4 protein-coding genes are annotated in these 3,180 nt (G+C 64.0%); 1 reads left to right on the top strand and 3 read right to left on the bottom strand.

Annotation, left to right across the window (positions count from 1 at the left end; translation table 11 throughout):
* The coding region (locus ACFWW9_RS39695) for a hypothetical protein (RefSeq protein ID WP_390387761.1) at positions 1-238 on the top strand (238 nt) is incomplete at its 5' end.
* Positions 239-670: 432 nt separating this feature from the next.
* Here ACFWW9_RS39695 and ACFWW9_RS39690 read toward each other — a convergent pair.
* From ACFWW9_RS39690 to ACFWW9_RS39680, 3 genes are all read right to left on the bottom strand, one after another.
* On the bottom strand, positions 671-1,072 hold the full coding sequence (locus ACFWW9_RS39690; protein ID WP_390387760.1) for a hypothetical protein: 402 nt from the start codon (positions 1,070-1,072) through the stop codon (positions 671-673).
* Between the two features lie 552 nt (positions 1,073-1,624).
* On the bottom strand, positions 1,625-2,158 hold the full coding sequence (locus tag ACFWW9_RS39685; RefSeq protein WP_390387759.1) for a flavoprotein: 534 nt from the start codon (positions 2,156-2,158) through the stop codon (positions 1,625-1,627).
* On the bottom strand, positions 2,155-2,889 hold the full coding sequence (locus tag ACFWW9_RS39680) for a hypothetical protein (protein WP_390387758.1): 735 nt from the start codon (positions 2,887-2,889) through the stop codon (positions 2,155-2,157). The genes ACFWW9_RS39685 and ACFWW9_RS39680 overlap by 4 nt, the downstream gene beginning before the upstream one ends.
* Positions 2,890-3,180: the final 291 nt, after the last annotated feature.

Below are 3,180 nucleotides of genomic sequence, written 5' to 3'. Positions count from 1 at the left end.
CGCGTTCCTCCCCGACCTCGCCAGCAGCCTCAACAACCAGTCCGTCCAGCTGGCCAACCTCGGACGGCGGGAGGAAGCACTCGACGCCGCCACAGAAGCCGTCAACATCCGACGCAGGTTGGCCAAGGCACGACCCGACGTACACCAGACCGAATACGAACATTCACTTCAAATACTGACATGGCTTAAGGATGTTGACGACAACGATGCGACAGGTAATACGAGTCATGGCGACTAGGGCGCTTGAATCCATCAGCCGCGCACTGCGCCTGAGAGTGGTCGACTAACTCCGCAGGTTCCCTATGGGGGTCGCTGGCCGTGTTCTCCTCCATCACGGGCAATCCCGATTGCCTCCCTGCCGCGCCTGAGGGCCGCCAAGCCCTCTTGGGCATGGCAGACAACACTGTCCGGAGTTGGTCTTCGCGAGGAAGCGACACGAACGGACAGTGGCCCCCGCAAAAGGGCCACTATGACTCACCAGCTTGGGAACCGGTTGGGGCTGCATGAGTATTGGCTCTGACCAGCGCTCAAAGCCCGTCAGGTGTGGCCGCAATTGACCGCTGTTGACCAGGGCTAACAGCACGCGGACAGCACGGCCCATGGTGCATGGTCGGTCGATCACAAGTTTCATCGTGCGGAGCTTCGATGCAGGCGAGGGACAAGATCTTTCTCACCGCATGTGCTGCTGGATGAGCATCGCGGGCGGATTTTCGAGCATCTCCCCACCGAGCAACTCTACAGTTTCTTCGTCTGTGCCCAGATCGATATGAACCCTGATGACTGTGTCAAGCGGGATCCGACGGTGACTCACGACCTCTCGTTCGTCAACTCCGTCAATCTCTTCCTCGTCCGCACCGGTGAAGCCCGCTATAACGGCGAGGTGTAACACCGGTCCTTCCGCCCACGCCACGTTGAAGTGAAACGCAGGAGCTCCTCTGACGGGGTCGTGAATGACACGCATCCAAGCGCTTTCCGGCACTGCAATCGGAAGATGTTCTCGGATGTCTGTGTACACCCGGATCGGTACCCAGTTTCCGAAGTTGGGCCTCTCTCGGCCGTTTGGAGTACTCATCCGCCTATCCTGCCGCAGCGCTTCGCCTCAAGCCACCGGAGCAACAACGGCGCAGCTCTTAACCAACTGAGGGGCCTCGCGCCATCTCGTCGACCTGGCTCGCCCCAACCGCGCGTGTCAAGGGGGCTCATCCGTCCACACAGGATGGTGCGCTGGATCGGCCCCCTTGACGCGTGTGGTTGCCCTCGTGGAGGTCGACGAGATGGCGCGATCCCCGGTCCCACCGCTGAACGCGAGCGGCCGATGACTTCGACCATCTCGGAGACCTGCCGCGCGGCGAGCGCAGCCCTTGATCTTGTTTGCGGGCCCTGTGGGGTCGGTCGGCCGCTGTCGTGTGCGGCTGGGTTAGGCCCTGCCTCTCGTCGCCGGGCGCGGGTGGGTGGCCGAAGGCCGGGCCGCGCCCGCTTGCCCGAGCGACACAAGGACGGGGCCGTGAAGACCCTGCCGGACAGGATCAGCAGAGTGCGGCCGAGCGGCCCCGCAGGGGCCGCCTTGACGAAGAAAAGAAACTCTGAGCACACCTGCTGAGGTCGGTCGCCGGATGCGCTGCGGCTAGGTGGCTGGGATGGCTTCCAAGGTCAGGTGCCACGGGTAGGTGTCCATGATCTTGCCGCCATGTCGGGGAGGGTGTGGAACGAAGCCGCCTTCGCCGAATAGCACGGTGATGCCGGATTGGCGAAGCTCGTCGACACTGCGGAGGAACACGCGGTTCGCTGCCAGGGCGGTGTTGACGAACGGTAGGACTGCGATGCGGACTCCGAGGCCGGTCAGCTCAGCGAGCTGTGTGAGTACGTAGGTGTCGGCGATGCCTGCGGCCCACTTGTTGATCGTGTTGTAGGTGGCCGGTGCGACGATTACGGCGTCCGCTGGGGGCAGAGCTGGCTGACCTGGCCCCTGGTGGCCCGTACGAACGGCGTTACCGGTCAGCTTTTCCAGGGCATCGAGGTCCAGGAAGTGTTGTGCTGCGGCGGGTGTGGCCACGCGATGCACGGTCCAGCCTGCGTCGATCGCGAGGGTGATCATCACTTCGATGTGGAGGGCGGGTCCGGCTCCGCAGATCATCAGGTAGAGGACCTTGCTGCTCACGCGGGTACTCCTGCTCGTTCTGCCATCTGCTTGACCATGCGGGCTGGCTCTCCGGTGGTGTTCGCCAACAACAGGCGCAGGAGGCTGTGAGCCAGCGGGCGGCAGCGGACCTCTTGGGGTGCTGTGTGTTCGACCTGGGCCAGCAGTCTGACCGCATCCCGGTACTCACCGCTCATGATCTTGGCTTCGGTGAGGTCGAGTAGGAAGCTTGCTCGGCGTTCCGGCGACAGGCCTGCGATGGCCTCGGGCGGGATGGTCTCGGCGTAGCGGAGGGAGGCTTGGGAGTCGTGCAGGCGAACCAGGGCCGCTACGCGGTGGACGGCGACGTTGGTCCGGCCGAAGTAGGTGTGGTGGGTGCGGTAGTGCCGTTGCATCCGTTCCGCGGCTTGTGAGGCTTGCTCGTGCATGGCCAGGGCCAGTGGTGCGTCTTCTTGCTCAGCGGCGGTGATCGAGGCGGCGAGGAACAACATGCCCATGAGCGAGAGCAAGTGCTCTTCGTTCTCGGCGACCTCGGCGCGCATTCCGTCGGCCATCGTCTGCAACGCGGAAATCGCCTCGGTCGGCTGCTGGACGCTGGTCATGGCGCGGGCCAGGCTGCGGGTTGCTCGGGCCAGCGACCAGGTGTCGTTGACGGCGAGTGCGGTGTGGATGGCTCGGTCCGCGGCTAGCCAGGCGATGTCGTTGCTTTCGAACTTGAGCAGCATTGAGGACGCCAGGCGGTAGGTCGTCACCAGGACCCGGTAGGCCCCCACAGTCTCGACTGCGGAGCAGCTCATGACATAACGGGGTTACGGATAGGACCTCCGAGGGTGGGATACCTACCCAGAGTGGATGGCCCGACATCGATCAGGTCAATACCAGGCACCCGCACGCTCGGAAGGAATGGTGTCGAGCTTGTCGGCGACCAGCTCCGGCGTGGGTGTGCGGGGGGGGGTGGGCCCCCCACCCACGACCAGGTGGTGAATGGGTGTGGGTGGGCCTAGCGTTCACGATGGTAAGCACCCCACCCCTGTTTGGGGGGA

The sequence above is a fragment of the Umezawaea sp. NPDC059074 genome, assembly GCF_042738955.1.
Lineage (GTDB): Bacteria > Actinomycetota > Actinomycetes > Mycobacteriales > Pseudonocardiaceae > Umezawaea.
The sequence above is the reverse complement of the archived record's forward strand: the minus strand, read 5'-3'. Positions and strand labels throughout refer to the sequence as shown.